A 17563-nucleotide genomic window follows, 5' to 3' on the forward strand; every position below is an offset into this window, starting at 1 on the left:
TCAACTGATGGCTTACTTTCGCCACATTCCTGGATTGCGTGTCTTTCATTCGCGTCTCCAGCCCTTCTTTCTGGCTCAGATCGATACTCCCGGATAGAAAAGCCTCAGAGCAACCGAGACGAGAGAGGTGAGCACGATGACGGGTATCGCAGACCGGATCGCCGAGACGGACCGCGGCAGGGTCAGGGGCATGACACAGGGCGAGGTGATCTCCTTCAGGGGCATCCCGTATGCCGCGTCGCCGGTCGGTGAGCTGCGTTTCGCGCCGCCCCAGCCGCACCGGGGATGGACCGGGCTGCGGGAGGCGGTGCAGGCCGGACCGGCTGTTCCACAGGCGGCCTCCCGGCTGGAAGGGGTGATGGGGTCCCGCGTGCCGGACTGGAGCGAGGACGGGTGCCTGACCGTCAACGTCCACACTCCGGTGCGGGCGTTCCGGGACGATGCCGCCCGTCCGGTCCTGGTGTGGTGGCACGGGGGCGGCTTCAGCAGCGGCTCCGGCGGATGGGACTGGTACGACGGGGGCCGGCTGGCCGCACTGGGCGACATCGTGGTGGTCACCGCGAACTACCGGGTGGGCCCGCTCGGCTACCTGTACCTGCCGGAGATCGGCGCCGCCAACCTCGGTCCCCAGGACCAGGCAGCCGTGCTGCGCTGGGTGCGGGACAACATCGCCTCCTTCGGCGGCGATCCGCGCGAGGTGACGGTCGGCGGGCAGTCGGCCGGAGCGTACTCGGCCCTCTCGCTGGCGCTCGATCCGCAGACGTCGGGACTCGTGACCCGGGTACTGCTGCAGAGCGGCCCCTTCGGCCTGCCGCCCCAGGACCCTCGGAACGCGGCCGACAACGCCGAAACCTACCTGCGGCTCCTCGGCATACCGGGCGGAGCGGATACCGCGAAGGTACTGCGTGCGCTGCCCGTTGAGCAGTTGCTGTCCGCCTACGGCCGGCTCGCGCGGCAACCCGCGCGTCCGGGCGACGCCGCCCCTCCCATGTATCCGGTGCTCGGCGGCCCCGGTGTTCCCCGAGACCTGCGGCGGGCGCTCGCGGACGGCGCGCTGGAGGGCAAGTCGTTGCTGATCGGTACCACTCGGGACGAGGCGACGGCCTTCTGCGCCTTCGACCCGCGCATCCAGAACCTCACCTCCGCCGGTGCGCTGGACCTCCTGACCGGCCAGCTCGGCGAACAGGCCCACGAGGTCTACCAACGGAAGGCCGCCCGGCTTCCGCGGGCCACACCGGCGCAGGTCTTCACGGCAGTGCAGGCCGATGAGCTGTTCCACAACGGCTCGCTGGAGATCGCCGACCACCACGCGGCCGGCGGCAACGCCGCCTACGTCTACCGGTTCGACTACCAGCCGGCCGAGGACGAGCATGCCCTCGGCGCCACTCACTGCGCCGAACTGCCCTTCCTCTTCAACACCTTCGACGCCTACCCGGACAGCCCCATGCTGGGCAGGCCCACCGACGCCGAGCGGGCCCTGGGCCACACCTTCGCGACCGCGGTCGCCGAGTTCGTCACGACCGGATCGGTGAACGACTGGCTGCCCTACACGCCCGCCACAGCCGCGCGCATCCGGCACTTCGGCTGAGACAGGGCACGACCACGCAGCGCCTCTTCCGCCGTACCGCCATACCCCGCCGGTGGGCCCGCCACAGGCCGGCGGCGTGATGGCGGTGTGTCCGGCGACCGTCGGGAAACAGGAGTCGATGTCCTCGGGCGCGGGCGGCGCTCGTCCTCGGCGACGGCGGCATGCGCAACCGGATGGCCGGCCTCACCAGCACCGCCACCACCGGGAAGGCCCGTGCCGGACAGCGGCGACCCGCGTCAAAAGAAGTGGAGGGCAGCCAACACCCGTGTTAAGAACGAGGGCTGGTCATCGGGTGGTCGGGGCGGACGAGGGCGGTGCATCGCGTGGCACGGGCAGCGACGGACGGCGACACGGGGCCGAGCCGCAGGAGGGGCCGGCCGCTCCTGGCGGCGGTGGCGGTCGACGCGCTGGGCACGGGCCTGTATCTCCCGCTGTCGCTGCTGTATTTCCTTGAGGTCACCGACCTGAACCTGGCGACGATCGGTGTGCTCGTCAGCGTGACCACCGTAGTGACCCTGCCGGTACCGATCGTCGTCGGACGCCTGGTCGACCGGCTCGGGCCCCGGCTGGTCGTCGCGGGCGGCCAAGCCCTGCAAGGACTCGGCTTCCTGCTCTACCTGGCGGTCTCCGGGGCGAGTTCGCTGGTGGTCGCCGTCCTCGTGACCTCGGTCGGTGTACGGGTCTACTGGTCATCGGTCTTCACGCTCATCGCCGACCGGGCGGACGCCGAGGGGGCTGATGCCAAGGACAACTGGTTCGCCCGGACCGGGATGATCCGGGAAACGGGCGGCGGCGGTGGGGCGCTGCTCGCGGGCGCGCTGCTCGCCGTCGACTCCGCGCGCGTCTACGACGTGCTGATTCTCGGCAGCGCGCTGGCGTTCCTGGTTGCCGCGCTGGTGGTCGTCCTCGCCGTGCCGTCCACTCCGCACGCCCCGCCACCGGCCGAGGGGCACTCCGGCCACCGGGCGCTGCTGCGGGACCGGCCCTACCTCGCGCTGATCGGGACCTGCGCGATCTTCGCCTTGTGCAGCTCGTTCCTCGCCCTGTCGCTGCCCGTGTACGTCGTCCAGGGCCTGTCCGGGCCGGATTGGGTGACCGGCCCTCTACTGGCCCTGAACACACTGCTGTTGGCCACCTGTACGGCCGCCCTCACCCGCTTCGTCCGTCGCCGCCTCACCCGTGTGCGCGCCATGGCGTGGGCCGGCGGACTGTGGACGTTGTGGTGCGCCGCGTCCGCGGCGGCCGTTCTGCTGCCGTCCGAGGCGCTGGTGCCGTACCTGGTGGCGGTGGTGGTGTGCTACTCGGTCGCGGAGATGACCTACGGGCCCGCGTCGAACGCGCTCGCCGCGGACGCGGCACCAGCCGGGTCTCGGGGCGTCTATCTGGCGGCGTTCCAGTACTCCTTCGCCTGCGCGGACATCGTCGCACCCGCCCTGTTCGGCCTGCTCTTCAGCCGGGATCGCCTGCTCCCCTGGGTCGTCGTGGGTCTCCTCGCCGCGCTGGGCGCGGTGCTGATGCTGCGCCTGGAGCGCCGGCTGCCGCGGGAGGGCCGAACGCCGGACCACAAGGGCGGCACCCGGGCCGTCGTACCGGAGATCGCGGAGTGATCGGTTTCCGAGAGGCACACGTTTGGGGAGTCGGGGAGGCACAGGCTGCCACGGCGTCCGGGGCGAGGGATCAGGCCAGGTGGTGAAGCTTGTCGGGGTTGCGGATGACCCGGATCTCGGTGATCCGGCCGTCCTCGACCTCTACGCAGGCGACGGTGTCGGGCCGTCCGGCCGATGTGAGCAGCAGGCCGGGCCGGCCGTTGACGTCGACCGCGGCGAGACGCGGAGCCTCGATCGGCTGGGCGAGTACGGCGGTGAGGAAGCGGGCCACGTTCTCAGCGCCGTGCAGCGGGCGCAGGGCCGCCCTGACCTTTCCGCCGCCGTCGTTCCACGCGGTGACGTCGGGAGCGAGCAGTTCCAGCATGCGGTTCATGTCGCCGCCGAGGCAGGCGGCGAGGAACTCGTCGGTGACCTGGCGCCTCACCTCGGCCGAGGCCTCGTAGCGTGGTCGGCGCGCCTGGACGTGCGACTTGGCGCGGGAGCCGACCTGACGTACCGAGGTCTCGGTGCGTTCGAGCGTCTCGGCGATCTCCCGGTACGAGAAGCCGAAGATCTCCTTGAGTACGAAGACCGCGCGCTCCAGCGGCGAGAGGCTCTCCAGCACCACCAGCATGGCGAGCGAGACCGACTCGGCCAGTTCCAGTTCCCCGGCGGCGTCCGGCAGGGTGACCAGTGGCTCGGGCAGCCAGGGCCCGACGTACTGCTCGCGCCTGGCGGCCGCCGAAGTCAGCTTGTTGAGCGCCAGGTTGGTGACCGTGCGGGAGAGGTAACCCCCCGGGTTGGTGATGGGCCCGGACACCTGGCTGCAGCGGAGCCAGGTGTCCTGAACCATGTCCTCGGCGTCGGCAACGCTACCGAGCATCCGGTAGGCGATGCCGAACAGCATGGGGCGATGCTGTTCGAACTCAGCGGCGTCGATCACGGCTTCAACGTACCGCGCATGTGTCGGAGAAGCCCTGGCTGGTCAGGCCGAAGGCGCTGTTGGTGCGCGAGCGGAAGTTCTCCAGCGAGATCATGAGGGTGAGTTCCACGAAGGCGGCCTCGCCCAACGGCCCCCGAAGGGCGGCGGCGAGTTCGTCGGTGACGGCCGGCTCGGTCTCGGTCATCGCCTCCGCGTAGGCCATGACCAGGCACTCCAGCTCGGTGAAGGCGTCCGGGTGATCGCGCCACCGCGGCACCTTGGAGATCTTGTCGAGCGGCAGACCGAGTTCGCCGGCTTCCCAGCGGCCGAAGTCCATGCACCAGGAGCACTTGATCCGGGCCGCCGCCGTCATGACGGCGAGGTGCTTGAGGCCGGGCTCGAGGGCGTTCCACTTGGCTACGGAGCGCTCCAGCTTGACGTACGAGAGCAGGACCCTCCGGTTGTGGCCCATCGCGAGCCCGGGGTCGAGCACCTGGCCGTACATCCGGCGGGAGTACCAGGAGCCGATGCGGTTCAGCAGGGTGCGGGGCGGGGTGAGTGAGACGCGGGCGGTCATTTCGGGCCTCCAGGTTTCCGGACAGGTGCTTCTGGAGGTAGGACAGGACAGCCGCCGAAAATGTGACACGCGCGCCCGGGGACCGGCCGGGCGACCGCCCTGCCCCGCCTCGGAAGTCCTGCGTGAGCGGCCCTTTCGTGGCCTTCTCACAGGCCGGGGCGGTGGAGCCGGACCGGCTGTGGGGGATTCGCGGAAATCTTCCCGCGACAGCTGAACGAGTGGTGCGGCATTCACGTATCCAAGGACGTCCGGCTCGGCTCTGGGAGGATTCCGCCGCCCGTACGCGGTGGGCGGCCCACGGGGACCGGTTCGCCCGGGAAGACGATGATCTTCTGGCTCGGAAGTCTCCACGCCCTCGTCAGGGACCTGGTTCTCTGTCCGGCCGTGACGGCGGCGGTCAGGCGGGTACTCATGCCGCGCCTGCGGCGTCGTTCCTCAAGAAATGGCTGCACCGGCCGCTCCGGGCGCTGCCGGGCGGCACAGGCGACGGGCCGTTCGACGACCGGCCCTTAAGCGCCGGAAAGACGAAAGGGAGGTGGGCCGGGTGAGGACTCTGCTCATCGATAATTACGACTCGTCCACGTACAACCTGTTTCACCTGCTCGCCGAAGTGAACGGCGAGGAGCCGGTGGTGATGCTCAACGACGCCCCGGCCCTGGAGGAGCTGGATCTGTGGGCGTTCGACAGTGTCGTGGTGTCCCCCGGGCCCGGACACCCCGGCACGGCGCGCGACTTCGGCATCGGCACGGGGCTGCTGGCCAGGTCCGGCATCCCGGTACTCGGTGTGAGCCTCGGGCATCAGGGCATCGCGATCGGTGAGCGGGCCCTGGTGGACTCGGCGCCCCGCCCCCGGCACGGGCATCTGTCCACGATCGGACACAACGGCCAGGGGCTGTTCCGTGGACTCCCCCAGGGCTTCACGGCGGTCCGCTACCACTCGCTGTGCGTACGGGAACCCCTGCCGCCCACCCTGGAGGCGACCGCCTGGGCCGAGGACGGCGTACTGATGGGGCTGCGGCACCGGACGCGTCCGCTGTGGGGCGTGCAGTTCCATCCCGAATCCGTAACCACGGAGTTCGGCCACCGACTGCTCGCGAACTTTCACGACCTGACGACGGCCTGGCCCCGGCCGAGCGGGACGCCGGCCCGTCGCCGGGACGTGTGGCGCCGGACCACGGCGGCCCTGCGTGCCGGGGAAACCGGCCCGGCCGCTCCCGGCCCAACCGCCTTTCCCGCCATCGCCGTTCCGCCCCACGCCGTGCCGGCCGCCGCGCCGGGCGGCGGGTACAGGCTGCACACCAGAATGATCGACACCGCCGTGGACCCCGAGGCGGCCTTCACCCGGATGAGCGCCGACGCGCCCCGCGCCTTCTGGCTGGACGGTTCCCGGATCGAGGAGGGGCAGTCCCGCTTCTCCTTCTTCGGTGACGGCACGGGCCCGCTGTCCGAGTTCGTACGCTACGACGTCCAGGCGGGCTGGACCGAGGTCGAACGGACCGGACAGCCGCTTCTCCCTGTCCGTGGCAGCGTATTCGACTATCTCAAGCGGCAGTTGGCGGTGCGCAGAGTGGACGCCCCCGAGCTGCCCTTCGACTTCACCGGCGGCTATGTCGGCTACTTCGGGTACGAACTCAAGGCCGACTGCGGCTCCCCGAACCGCCACCGCGCCGACACCCCCGACGCCTGTTGGCTCTTCGCCGACCGGCTGGTGGCGATCGACCACCAGGAGAACACCACGTACGCCGTCTGCCTGGCCGAGGACACCCCGAACGGGCTGCGCGGGGCAACCGAGTGGCTCGACAACGCGGTGGTCAACCTGAGCTGTGTGCCGTCGGCCCCCGCGCCGGCCGCGCCTCCGGCCGCCGTGGTCCTGGACGCCGCCGAACCGTGGCTGGTCCGGGACCGTACGGCCTACATCGCGGACATCGAGGCCTGCCAGCGGGAGTTGCGCGTCGGCGTCAGCTACGGGATCTGCCTCACCAACACCGCCGTGCTTCCGGCGCCGGGCGACTCGTACGACTTCTACCGGACGTTGCGCCGTCACAACACGGCACCGTACGCGGCCTATCTGAAGTTCCGGGAGGTCGATGTGGCGTGCACGTCCCCCGAGCGGTTTCTGCGGATCTCCCGGGACGGCGCCGCCGAGGCCGAGCCCATCAAGGGCACCGCGCCGCGCGGTGAACTGCCGCAGGAGGATGCCCTGTCGCGCGCGTCGCTCGCCGACGACGAGAAGACCCGGGCCGAGAACCTGATGATCGTCGACCTGCTCCGCAACGACCTGGGCCGGGTCTGCGGGACCGGGACCGTACGGGTGCCCCGGCTGATGGCGACCGAGACCCGCGCGACCGTGCACCAGCTGGTCTCCACTGTCCAGGGGCGGCTCCGGGCGGACGCGGACGCGGTGGACTGCGTACGCGCCTGCTTCCCCGGCGGCTCGATGACCGGAGCGCCGAAGGCGCGGACGCTGGAGATCATCGACTCGCTGGAGACCGTGGCCCGTGGCGTCCACTGCGGTGCCCTCGGCTATCTGAGCTGCAACGGCGCAGCGGATCTCAACATCGCCATCGGCACGGCCGTGTTCAGCGGCGGCCGGATGCGTCTCGGGGCGGGCGGCGCCGTCGTCCTCGGTTCCGATCCGGCGGCGGAGTACGACGAGATGCTGCTGAAGACCGCCGCACCCATGCGTGCCTACCGGGCCCACGCGGTCCCGGAGACCTCGACGCGGCCCGCTGCCCCCGTGGTCGCTCCGCCCGTGGAGGAGCCGGTTCGATGACGCCCCGCTCCGCACCGGATCCCCCACCGAACGCCCCGGTGGGGGCGGCCCCCGACGCGAACCGACCGTCCGTATGCGGTTGTCCGCCGTCGCGGCACCGCATTACCTTGCCGACATGGATCTCTTCTCGCGCTCCTGGACGGCGTTGCGCACAGCGGTCGCCGAGCTCCCGGACGAGGACTTCGCGAGGCCGTCCGGCTGTACCGGTTGGCTCGTGCGAGACCTGGTGTGCCATCTGGTCATCGATGCCCAGGACGTCCTGATCACCCTCGTGACCCCCGCCGGCACGGAACCGACCCGCGACGCGGTGACGTACTGGGAGGTCGCCGAAACCCCGCCGACCGGCGACGACCCGCTCGACGCGCTGACCGTCCGGCTGGCCGCCGCGTACGAGGAGCCTCGGCTGCTCAAGTTCCACCTCGACGATGTCGGCTCCGCCGCCGGCCGCGCCGCCGAACTCGCCGACCCGGGCCTGCGGGTCGGCACCCGCGATGAGGTCCTCACCGTGGTCGACTACCTCTCCGTATATGTCCTGGAGTGGACGCTGCACCACCTCGACCTGGTCGCGCACCTCCGGAATGTGGCGGGACCGCCGGCTGAGGGGCTCGCCCGGTCCCGCGAGATGCTGGAGAAGATCGCCGGTACCGCGTTCCCCGCGTCGTTCTCCGACGCGGACGCCCTGCTCGTCGGCACCGGACGGCGTGCCCCGACCGACGTGGAAAAGGCCGAACTGGGCGAGCAAGCATCGCGGTTCCCGCTCTTCCTCGGTTGATCCTGCGGTTGCCTCTTCTCGGGAGGGGTCCCTGAACCGGCGGGTTAGAAATGCCGAGCGGGAATCCCCCTTGAAACAGGAGGTTCAATTGATGAGTACGGGTATGCGCCGGCGAGCCGCGACGACTGCCGTGACGCTGACCATGGCGGGCGCACTGGGGTTCGGCCTGACGACGCCGGTGGCGTACGGCGCCGGCCAGGGGCCCTGCTACGACGGGCGGTGCGACATCACCGTGTCGAAGCCCAGGAGCGTCAAGGTCGACAGCAAGCGGTTCGGCTTCGGGACGTTGAAGATCACGCACATCAGCTCACGGTCCGTGAAGCTGGCGGCCACCACCACGGGCGGAGCGCACCTGAGCGGCAGCAGCAGTCCGGGAGGCACCGTCCAGCTCAACAACCTCAGGATCTGGGTGAAGTCGGTCTCCGGCCACAAGGCGCGGCTCGCCCTGTCGCCCACGTCCTGATCCTGTCGTCGGGCCCCGGCGCGTCGGTCCCGCGCCGGGGCCCGACGTCTGCCCGACGGCGGGCACCGCGGCGGCGCCGTCGACCTGCACGTCTGAATTCCGCCAGCCGGCCACGGGGCGGGGCTCCGACACTGGGCTCATGACCATGTACACACCTCTCCCCATCCCTCCTTCCGCGCTCGGGGAACTCCGGAACGTCGACGACACCGGCCGGCCGTCGAGGCCGTACACCGCGCGCGAGGACGGCGTACCCCTCGATTGCGTGGGCAGCCCGCTGCGCTGCTGTCTGCGGGCCATCGTTCCGGGCGAGCGGGTCGCGCTCGTCTCCTACGCGCCGTTGCGCCGCTGGGCGACGGCGACGGGGGCCGCGCCGGGGGCCTACGACGAAGCGGGGCCGGTCTTCATCCACGCCGACGCATGCGAGGGGCCGCGGGAAGCCCAGGGCTACCCCTTCGCCCGGCCTGGAGCGCTGCGCACCATCCGCCGCTACAACGCGCGGGGACATATCGTCGGGGGCCGTTTCTTCGAGATCCCGGACAACGCCGAGGCCGGGTTCGACCGGGTCCTCGGGGAAGCCTTCGCCGAGGCGGAGGTGGCGCTGGTGCATGTGCGGGCTCTGGAGTACGGCTGCTTCCAGTTCGAGGTCCGGCGACCGTAGAACCGTGCCGGTGCCAGGCCCCCGCCCCGTGGCGGGCGCGTGGCGCGGTGGGGTGGTGGGGGTGGTTACGGGCAGGCGTGTTTCTCGCCGTTCGCGCCCCAGGTCGTGCGCCGGTGGCCGCGCGCCACCGTGCCGCACAGCAGCTCGGTCACCGGTTCGCCGTCGCCGCCCCGCAACACCGCGAGCAGTTTGTCCTCCGTCAGCCGTCCCCCGCCCGCGACGCCATGGGCGTCGATGCGGCCGGTGACGCCGTCGAAGCCCCCGTCGCCCAGGCCCTGGTAGAGCACGCCCTGCAGCAGGGTGCGGTCCAGTCGGCCGTCACGTCCGCCGCCTGCGCGGGGGCGTAGCCGTGGGCGACGTAGAAGAGGGTGAGTCCCTTGAACTCGTCCCAGAGGCGCTGCTCCTCCGTCATGGTGTTGGTGACATCGTCACCACCGAGCACACTGATCTGCGGACAGTCGCCGGAGAGCCGGGCGATCTCGGCCAGGAACAGCTGCAACTGGCTGGCCCGCGCCGACCACACCACGGCGGTTCTCGGCTCCTTCCGTACGGTTCGGCAGACCTCACGGGAGCGGAGCCCCGCCACGATCAGGCGTCCCGCGTCGCCTCCGCCCGGCTCGCTGAGCAGGACGACCGGCACTCTGCTGCGGCTGCGCCGCGGCTGCACCACCAGTTTGTCGAACGCGTCGACGAAGCGTTCCACGCCCGTGTACGCGGGAATGCGGCTTTGCGGATCCCCCGCGGTCATGAGCTGCCCCCTTTCCCGCCTCGTCAACGCCGGCAACCCCGGCAACGCCCATGGCGGGCCGGGCGATCGCGGCCGTCGGCGTGAACGGGCGCGGGCCGGCGAAGATCCGCCGGACAGGCCCTGGCCGCTAGGCTGGCGTCCGCAGCGTCTGGGGGGTTGCCGTGAGAAAGTTTGGGGGTTGCCGTGAGAAAGTTCTGGACCGTCCTCGCCGTGCTCTTCGCGGCGCTCGCCGTCGGTGCCGTCGCCTCGGCGAGAGAGGGCACCGGCAGCATCGATGATTTCGCCGTCGCCGCGGTCCTCGCCTGCCTCGCCTGGGCGAGCTGGAAATCCCGCCGGTAAGCGCCCAGGGCCGCCCCGCACTCCCTTCCGTCCATATCGGGCGACTCGCTCGGATTCGTCCTACGTTGGGCTCATACCCACCAGCACCATTCGAGGAGCCGCAATGGATGACAACAGCGCCATGGACAAGATGAAGGGCAAGGCCAAGGAGGCCGTCGGAAAGCTCACCGGCGACAAGCGCAAGGAAACCGAGGGCAAGACCGACCAGGCCAAGGGCGGCGCGAAGGGCGCCATGGGTGACGCGAAAGACCGCGCCCAGGGCATGAAGGACTCCCTCGACGACTGAACCAGGCGGCGCACCTCCCGCTCACCCGAGCAGGGGGTGCGCTTTTATGTGTATATGCCCCGTTTAAGGGAAGGTGGTGTCATAGGGGCCTGCCCTGGCCCCGCGGGGGACGAGTGGGACCTCGAAGGGGGTTCTCATGGTCAACATCGATACCGACTTCTACTCGCACGACCGGCCCGAGCACCCGCTTCTCCCGGAGGACCGCCCCCGCGGAGGAGGCCCAAGGGCACCCGTGGCGCACAGTCGGCTCTGGATCGCCTGCGCCATCGTCATAGCCTTCGTCCTGGTGGCCCTCGTCGGGATCGTGCTCTTCCCGTAGGCGGGCATCGGCGGCCCTGCGCAAGCTTGACATGTACGCTCGACGCTCTCCGGGGCACCGCCACACCGCGGTGACCCTCCCGTCAGAAAGCAGCCATGCCGACGCCGACGTACCCGCACGGCCACCGAGCCGTCGTCTTCGATCTCGACGGAACACTGATCGACACCATGAGATCGGTTCCCCAGGCCTACACCGACACGATTCGCGTCCTGGGAGGAGGCGAGATCCCGCCGTCCGAGGTCATGGCCGTCTGGCACACGGGGTCCACTTCCGTGGTCCTGGAGCACTTTCTGGGCCGGGCGGTCTCGCCCGACGACATGGAGTGCTTCTATGGCCGCCTGGCCGTGACCACAGCCGGGGTGGCACCGTTCCCCGGCGTGGTGGAGATGCTGGACGCTCTCGGCCGCGAGGGCCGGGCCCTCGGCGTTTTCACCAGCGCCACCCGCCGTGCCGCGACGCTCATGCTGGCGACGACGGGCCTGGCAGGGTACTTCACCTGCGTCGTCGGGGGCGACGAAGTACGAGCCCCCAAGCCCGCTCCCGAAGGGCTGAATCGCTGTTGTGTACAGCTGGGCGTCGCGGCGGGCGAAGCCGTCTATGTCGGTGACGCCGAGGTGGATCTCAGGTGCGCCGAGGCAGCCGGAGCACTGGGCATCCATGCCTCCTGGGGTTCCCCGCCCGATGGATGGGGCGCTCCGGCCGATGCACGACAGCCTCTCGCCCGGACGGCCCGGGACCCGCGCGAGGTCGTGGAGCTGCTCGGCCCGCGCGCATGGACGGCCGGCGTTGCGTGGGGCGGCATTTAGGTATCTGCCGCGTGGACATCCTCGCGTGGACATCCTCGCGTGAACAAGGCACATGGCGATCGATGATCGAGCGTACGGAATTGATCGAATGTCAGATGGCCAAGATCTGGTCGACCGCCCGATCTTGTGGCGACGAGCAATCAGAAGCACCATGCGGAACATACACAACAGCTGACCGGTATCGACCAAACCCGTGACCAGCGTCCACGGGTCAACCGGACTTGTCCGAAGAGCACATGGCGTGTCAGTACCGTTGCGCGCCCGCGCCCCGCTGCTGCATAATCACATTCGATAAATTCTTGGCGTTGGATGCCTTGAACGCGTTGGATGCCCTGACCGCTGTCGGCCGGAGGGCGCACATGGGTTTACCCGTACCGTTATTGAACGAGGGCCTGCGATCACGGCAGATCGATCTGGCCCGCTGGGTCATTGATCCGGACGCCTCCGACAGCGACATCATCGACGCCATGCGTATTCCGTCGCATGTCTCCGTCGAAGGACTCCTGATGGAGGAACTTCAGGCGGTCTCTCCTTACCACGAGGCATGGACGGCGATCTCGGGCACGGACACCCAAGAGCTTTTCCTCCGCAACAGCACGTGCAAGCGCGCCCTTTACCTGTCGGCTCCGATCTTCCTGCCGGACAGTATCCCGGTTGACACTTTCGCCGCGACCGGCGTCAACGAACGCATCCACGTCTATGAGGCGGAGGAGGTCCGGGACACGGTGCGGCTGGAGGCGATCTCGTCGTACCGGGTCGGTGGATTTCGTTTCCGGTACGCGCTGTCCATCCAGTACAAGGACGACTCCGTGGGCCTCGGCTGGCAGGTCATTCGTCCGGTCATCGTCTTCGACCGCCGATTACTGGCAATGGCGAGAGACAGCGGTCCTCAGGCCGTGGCGAGTCTGCTGCGCATCCTCGAATGCCTCGGGAAACTGATCCTGTTCGGTTCACACGACTATGTCCACGCCACGGTTCTGAACTGGTTTCCGCCGGTCAAGAACCTCAAGCCCGCGTACGCGGCCATCGCCTCGGAGCGGCGGCATCCGCCCGAGGTCGACGTGTGGCACAGAGGATCACAGGAAGCACTCCCGGCGCATTACACACGGGAGCGAGAGACGCCTGGAATCGCGACGTTGGAGCTCTACTCGCTGCTGGTGCACGGCCAGGTGGTGGCCTGGATCTGGGATCGCGACCCCCGGGTCCGGGAGACCGTCCACGCTCATGTGCGGGAGCTGCACGAGGCATTCACGGATTTTCTGCGTACAGGCGTATTCGGTGAACCGGACGAGCGGCGGTCCGCGGCCGAATATGTCACCACGCTGGCGGGCTGGTTCCTCGCATCCGCGCTCGAAGTCCGGTCGGAACGGATGGCCGAGGCGCTCGGCTCGCTGCCGGCGGACGCGGTGGACCTCGCGTACGGACATCTCACGGCGGTCCACGGAGGGATGTTCGACTTCGTCGGATTCGCCGATCCGGACCGCTTCCCCTGGCGTGGCCGGTTCGTCGTGGTCCACGAGGTCACGGCCGAGTACGAGGCGGCCCTGCGTCTCCCGGCTCTGCGCGGCCACCTCCACTACCTGTCGAGCCGTCGCAAGCAGCGGACGCCCTCGCCTGCGACGGCCGCCGGTCCGGCCACGTCGACCACCTGGATCGAGGACCTGTGCGCCCCTCTCCAGGAAGCCGAGCGGGCCACCCTGCTCGCTTCCCTACACGACCTCACGTCCTGTCGGAGCCGGGCGGATTGGGAGACGGGGCTCGGACGGCTCAAGGAGTCCGGACAGCTCATGAGGCTTCGCGCACTGGGCGCGGGACAGAGAGCGGGGGCGACCGGCGGGACGACCGCACACGGTACGACCACGGACGGCGACACCGGAACTCAGGCACTCGTCCTGAGCTGCGCCCGAGCCGTTCTGACCGGGTTCGTCGACGTGGCCGAGTCCGTACTGGCGTCCTGCGGCCCCGTGTCATCGGCCTGATGTCACAGTGACGTCCGATCGAGAGGTATGCGAGATCAGCGACATCAACAGCCACGTCAGGCAGCTCACCGGACCTCCGTATCCCCTGGCGCATCGCATGGTGCTCACGCTCGCAGGGCAAGGGGTCCGGTTCTGGTCGGACATCCAGCAGGGCCTACGGGTCGCCCGGACCATTCTCGGTCCGTACTGCGATATCGAGAACGGCACCTTGGCGGACCACGGAGCCGACCACCACTGGACCGTTCACAGCTACCGGCTGCCCGACTATGCGGCGACGGTGGAACGTCTGCTGAAGGTTTTCACGGCGGCCGGAATACCGCCGGTTCCTATCCGCCGCTGGCCGGGAGACTTCTCCTCGGACCGCTACGACTTCTGCGCCGGCCGGTCCGTCGTGGTACACCGCCGCCCGTTCTCCGGCCTGACGGTGTTCTCCCGCGATGAGCGCACGATGCGCTATGTGCGCCCGGACAACGCCTACGATGTCTCGCACACTGAGCACGTGCTCAAATATCCGCTGCGCGTGACGTTGCGACAGGCGGGCGCAGGCCAGATACATGCGGCCGGTTGCGCTTTCCGGGGGCGAGGCCTGTTGCTCATGGGGCACAAAGGGAGCGGAAAGTCCACCCTGCTGTGCCGATTCATGAGCCGTGGCGCCCGACAGGTTTCCAATGACCTGTCGTTCGCACTGCGAACTCCGCACGGTGCCTGGGAGATGATCGCCTTTCCGCACATTACCCGCGTGGCGCGCGGCACGGTGGACGACAACAGGACGCTGCACGATGCCCTGGAGCGCGAGGAGCGAACCGGCGACTATATGCGCTCCCCTGTGTTCAACGGAGGAAAGGAGGAGTTCTACTTTCCGGTACTCGAGCGGATCTGGGGACGAAGCCCGCTGTGTCGTAGCGCGCCGCTCGATCTGATCGTTTTCCCGTCCTTCGACGCACGACGCACGGTCGCGGCCGCACGTGTGCTGCCGCGACAGGAAACGCGGGAACGGGTTCTGCACACCCTGGTCGATGATCCTCCACTGCCGGACTGGCTGCCGTTCATGTCCACGGACGAATTCCGCTCGCTCGCGTCGGCCACGGCGGAGTCACTGCTGGAAAGCGACCCCGCGGCCTGCGAATTGACGTTCGGACCGAGCGGATCCGACCCGGTGGGCGTGATGGAACGGCTTCTGTCCGGAGAAAGCGTCCGCCGGGGCTCCCCGTAGCGTCACCGGGGCTCACACCGAAAGAGGCGAATGCGTATGAACGAAGGTTCTCCCGAGTGGCTTGCGGAGTTCCTCCTCCGAGCATCCGGTGCGCCGCTCACCGAGCGCGACGGGGAGTTGCTGGCGCGGATGGTCCGACGCGCCGATTTCGACGGGGGCTTGGCCGCCGCGGAAGCCGTACGTCACAAGGTGCCGCTCCTGGTGGAGACGAGCCTGGCCGGGATGCGGGAGCTGGGCCACGACGTGCCGGAGGCTCTCGTCCTGGCCGTCGCGCACGCGACGCGCGAGAAGCGGCGGACCATGGCGGCGCTCCGGGGAGAATTCGAGGCCCTGATGAAAGGCCTCAACGGCCATGGGCTGGAGCCCCTGGTGCTGAAGGGACCGGCCTGGGCGACGGCCTACTATCCGAAGCCGGCGGACAGGGCTTTCGGTGACATCGACCTGCTCATCGCCGCGGACCAGCTGGACGACTACGGCAACGCCCTGCTCTCGCTGGGGTATTCGCAGTCCACCTACGACCCGTCCGAGGGCACTCTGCGCCCGCTTCCCGAGGGACGTATCACGGGAGCCATCGCCACGGGGCGGCACGCGGCGCCGTTCCTGCGCGTCGACGGGGATTGCACGACGGTCTTCGCCGTCGAACTGCACGGTCCCGGTTTCGATCCCAACTTTCCTCACGCGGACAACAGTTGCTTTCTGCGGCGAGCCGCACCCTGGCGGCTTCCCTCCGCACGAGCCCGGTGCCTCGACCCGGTCGACGCCGCGATCTACAGCGCGGCCCATCTGTGGAAGGACATTTACGTCGCCTCGCCCGAGGGAAAGGCGTCGTCGGCCCTTCTCATCTCCTTCTGCGACCTGCGCCAGATGTTTCTGGCCCTGCCCGATCCCACGGTCTGGCGCACTCTGTACGAGCGTGCCGACGCGCTCCGCGCGGGCGATCAGGTCTATTTCGCCCTCGTACACCTCAGCCGCCTCTATCCGGAGGTGGTTCCCGAGCCGCTGCTGGAACCGCCGCGGTTCCTTTCGGGTTCCCCGGAAGCCGTCCTCGATGACGTATGGGAATTCCTGGACGGAGCCAGCACATTCCGGGAGCGTCTGTTCGACCCGCAGGTGGACGAGCGCCGGTTCAAGCGTATGCAGCGCGTGGAGGAGGCAGGCGGCAGGATCGAGATACCTCGCGGCGGCGGCCCGGCCGTAGGAGCGAGTGCGGGAGCGGAAACGGCAGCCAGGATCGAGCTGAGCGGAGCCTCGGCGGCCCCCGCATGGCAGTTCTTCCGCACCCACGTCACCTACGGAGTCCGTCCCACCAGTGACGAGGAGTTCAGCGCGGTGCTCGCCTTCGAGCACTCCGAGACCCATCTCCGGGTCTGTGCGAGCGTCAAGGACCTGACCCAGGTGTTCGACAAGGTGAACGGCTTCTACTTCGCACAGGACTCGGTGCAGCTCCTGTTCGAGTATCCGCTGGGCAGCGGCCGGATCAGAAGCTACTTTCTCGTGCCGAAGGCCGCCGACCTGCCCGGTCCAGCGGTCGTACGGCACTACGCGGGGTTCGACCGGGCAGGCACGGAGCTGGTCGCCGACTCCTCGGCCACGGCCGAATTCTCGGACGCCGGATATCGCGTGTCGGCGCGGCTGCCGAAGAGTGAACTCTTCCCGGGACTCGGGGAGGGAGAGTGGTTCGGGTTCGATGTGGTGGTGTACGAGAGCGGCCCGCCCGGACAGGAGAAGCGATCCGTGCTCCAGTGGTCCGGCGGGCGGAACGCCATTCGTAATCCGGCCTATTTCGGCAGGGCCCGCCTTCGATGAACAACACGGTGGCGGCCGGTCGACGGACGTCGACGCACTGATGCCCGTCAACCGGCAACGCCCCGGTCACAGCGGTCAGTTCACCGTCCATCGCAGCTTGACGCCTTCGTTCCCGAGGAGGGTGTACTGCACCCGGTCGAATTTCGTGTGCTCGGGAAGCTCGAACACGAAGAAGCCCTCGGCGCTCTGACCGGGCCGCAACTTCATGAAATAGGGTACGGCGGGGCCGTCGACGATCTCGTGGTCGAGCCAGGCGGTGGCCTGGAGTGGTTCGCCGTCTCCTGAGGGCAGGAGCTGTGTCCGCCAGGGTGATTCCTCGACGAAGGTCGAGCCGACGTTGGAGAAGCTGAGCTCGACCCCGACCCAGCGGGTTCCGGGCTTGAGCTGATCCTGGGACTTCGCCGTCGGCTCGGCGGGATCGATCACACGCTTCACCGTGTAGGCGAATTTCGACCCGTCTCCAAGGTCCTTCCCCAGATCCTTGGTGATGGTGGTGCCGACGCTCACCGGAGCGGGCGCTTCGGGACTCCGGGTGCCCGTGGCCCCCGAGCCGGGGCGGCCGGTGGTGGTGTCCGTGGAGCACGCTGCGGTGCCCACGGTGATGAGCAGGGCTGTGGCCAGAGCCAGACCCGTGCGGCGCATCTGTTCCCCCGTGTTCATGCCAGAAATTATTCGGGAGTCACCCTGTCATGTCCGATCCCGGACGATCACGACAGGCCCTTCCTCTC

18 protein-coding genes are annotated in these 17563 nt (G+C 69.1%); 13 read left to right on the forward strand and 5 right to left on the reverse strand.

All coding sequences use genetic code 11. The annotated features are described in order from the left end of the window. Positions 1-136: 136 nt before the first annotated feature. A complete protein-coding gene (locus tag ACIOJD_RS30935; protein WP_401919431.1) occupies positions 137-1588 on the forward strand; it encodes a carboxylesterase/lipase family protein in 1452 nt (483 codons plus the stop codon). 323 nt (positions 1589-1911) lie between these two features. Beyond that, a complete protein-coding gene (locus ACIOJD_RS30940; RefSeq protein WP_401919433.1) occupies positions 1912-3195 on the forward strand; it encodes an MFS transporter in 1284 nt (427 codons plus the stop codon). A gap of 70 nt (positions 3196-3265) precedes the next feature. Here ACIOJD_RS30940 and ACIOJD_RS30945 read toward each other — a convergent pair whose 3' ends face one another. Then, the gene (locus ACIOJD_RS30945) at positions 3266-4117 is read right to left on the reverse strand and encodes an RNA polymerase sigma-70 factor (protein ID WP_401919435.1); all 852 of its coding nucleotides are present in this window, start codon (positions 4115-4117) and stop codon (positions 3266-3268) included. 4 nt (positions 4118-4121) lie between these two features. Next, positions 4122-4673, reverse strand: coding sequence for a carboxymuconolactone decarboxylase family protein (locus ACIOJD_RS30950; RefSeq protein ID WP_401919436.1), 552 nt, complete (start codon positions 4671-4673; stop codon positions 4122-4124). A gap of 544 nt (positions 4674-5217) precedes the next feature. Between ACIOJD_RS30950 and pabB the strand changes: the two genes are divergently transcribed. From pabB to ACIOJD_RS30970, 4 genes are all read left to right on the forward strand, one after another. Then, complete coding sequence (pabB, locus tag ACIOJD_RS30955; protein ID WP_401919438.1) at positions 5218-7446, forward strand: aminodeoxychorismate synthase component I; 2229 nt, start codon at positions 5218-5220, stop codon at positions 7444-7446. A gap of 115 nt (positions 7447-7561) precedes the next feature. Beyond that, a complete protein-coding gene (locus ACIOJD_RS30960) occupies positions 7562-8218 on the forward strand; it encodes a maleylpyruvate isomerase N-terminal domain-containing protein (protein ID WP_401919439.1) in 657 nt (218 codons plus the stop codon). 91 nt (positions 8219-8309) lie between these two features. Then, positions 8310-8681: a hypothetical protein gene (locus ACIOJD_RS30965; RefSeq protein ID WP_401919441.1), complete on the forward strand. Its 372-nt coding sequence runs from the start codon at positions 8310-8312 to the stop codon at positions 8679-8681. A gap of 139 nt (positions 8682-8820) precedes the next feature. Next, the gene (locus tag ACIOJD_RS30970) at positions 8821-9339 is read left to right on the forward strand and encodes a DUF1203 domain-containing protein (RefSeq protein WP_401919442.1); all 519 of its coding nucleotides are present in this window, start codon (positions 8821-8823) and stop codon (positions 9337-9339) included. A 65-nt stretch (positions 9340-9404) separates the two neighbouring features. Here the strand turns inward: ACIOJD_RS30970 and ACIOJD_RS30975 are convergent, their stop codons facing one another. Then, a complete protein-coding gene (locus ACIOJD_RS30975) occupies positions 9405-9626 on the reverse strand; it encodes a hypothetical protein (RefSeq protein WP_401919443.1) in 222 nt (73 codons plus the stop codon). Then, positions 9539-10087, reverse strand: coding sequence for a hypothetical protein (locus ACIOJD_RS30980; RefSeq protein WP_401919444.1), 549 nt, complete (start codon positions 10085-10087; stop codon positions 9539-9541). Before ACIOJD_RS30980 ends, ACIOJD_RS30975 begins: the two co-directional genes overlap by 88 nt. Positions 10088-10270: 183 nt before the next feature. On the opposite strand from ACIOJD_RS30980, the gene ACIOJD_RS30985 reads away from it, so the two are divergent. The 7 genes from ACIOJD_RS30985 to ACIOJD_RS31015 all read left to right on the forward strand — a co-directional run bounded on the left by ACIOJD_RS30985 (position 10271) and on the right by ACIOJD_RS31015 (position 16835). Beyond that, positions 10271-10426 carry a hypothetical protein gene (locus ACIOJD_RS30985; RefSeq protein WP_401919445.1) on the forward strand — a complete coding sequence of 52 codons (156 nt, stop codon included), beginning with the start codon at positions 10271-10273 and terminating at the stop codon, positions 10424-10426. A 103-nt stretch (positions 10427-10529) separates the two neighbouring features. Next, complete coding sequence (locus tag ACIOJD_RS30990) at positions 10530-10712, forward strand: CsbD family protein (RefSeq protein ID WP_401919446.1); 183 nt, start codon at positions 10530-10532, stop codon at positions 10710-10712. Positions 10713-10848: 136 nt separating this feature from the next. After that, entirely contained in the window at positions 10849-11031 is a 183-nt protein-coding gene (locus ACIOJD_RS30995) for a hypothetical protein (RefSeq protein WP_401919448.1), read from the forward strand. 95 nt (positions 11032-11126) lie between these two features. Further along, a complete protein-coding gene (locus ACIOJD_RS31000; RefSeq protein WP_401919450.1) occupies positions 11127-11837 on the forward strand; it encodes an HAD family hydrolase in 711 nt (236 codons plus the stop codon). A gap of 359 nt (positions 11838-12196) precedes the next feature. Then, entirely contained in the window at positions 12197-13816 is a 1620-nt protein-coding gene (locus tag ACIOJD_RS31005) for a hypothetical protein (protein WP_401919451.1), read from the forward strand. A 7-nt stretch (positions 13817-13823) separates the two neighbouring features. Then, positions 13824-15029 (forward strand): hypothetical protein, encoded by a 1206-nt coding sequence (locus ACIOJD_RS31010; RefSeq protein ID WP_401919453.1) that lies wholly within the window; start codon positions 13824-13826, stop codon positions 15027-15029. 36 nt (positions 15030-15065) lie between these two features. After that, entirely contained in the window at positions 15066-16835 is a 1770-nt protein-coding gene (locus ACIOJD_RS31015; RefSeq protein WP_401919454.1) for a nucleotidyltransferase family protein, read from the forward strand. A 75-nt stretch (positions 16836-16910) separates the two neighbouring features. Here the strand turns inward: ACIOJD_RS31015 and ACIOJD_RS31020 are convergent, their stop codons facing one another. Further along, positions 16911-17495 (reverse strand): hypothetical protein, encoded by a 585-nt coding sequence (locus tag ACIOJD_RS31020; protein ID WP_401919456.1) that lies wholly within the window; start codon positions 17493-17495, stop codon positions 16911-16913. Positions 17496-17563: the final 68 nt, after the last annotated feature.

Origin of the sequence: Streptomyces sp. NPDC088116 (assembly GCF_044741745.1) — a bacterium.
Classification (GTDB): Bacteria; Actinomycetota; Actinomycetes; order Streptomycetales; family Streptomycetaceae; genus Streptomyces.